The sequence below is a fragment of the Ciceribacter ferrooxidans genome (assembly GCF_004137355.1).
Taxonomy (GTDB): Bacteria; Pseudomonadota; Alphaproteobacteria; order Rhizobiales; family Rhizobiaceae; genus Allorhizobium; species Allorhizobium ferrooxidans.
The window spans coordinates 1-253 of record NZ_SDVB01000349.1 but is presented as its reverse complement, the minus strand read 5'-3'; the positions used below and the strand labels follow the sequence as shown (position 1 = coordinate 253).

1 protein-coding gene is annotated in these 253 nt (G+C 61.3%); it reads right to left on the bottom strand.

Annotated features, from left to right (window positions below):
• The coding region (locus tag EUU22_RS25390; protein WP_205687957.1) for a hypothetical protein at positions 1-253 on the bottom strand (253 nt) is incomplete at both ends.

The window sequence follows — 253 nt, the reverse complement described above, 5'->3', positions numbered from 1 at the left end:
GGAGAAAGATGAAGGACGAAAGGGCAAAGCCGATCCAGCCGACAGCAAAGAGATAGACGAGAAAGACGGCCGAATAGGAGAGCGCCGGGCCGAGCGCGCCGAAAGCCCAGAAGGACCTTTTCCAGAAGTCGCCCGAAAATCCGGCCGCCCTGCCGGAGCGCAGCCAGGACGCCACCTGGAACAGTGCAGCGATTATGGTCGCCGTCAGGGTGAAAATCGGCCAGGTGGAGGGCTCGACCCACCAACCCTTTTG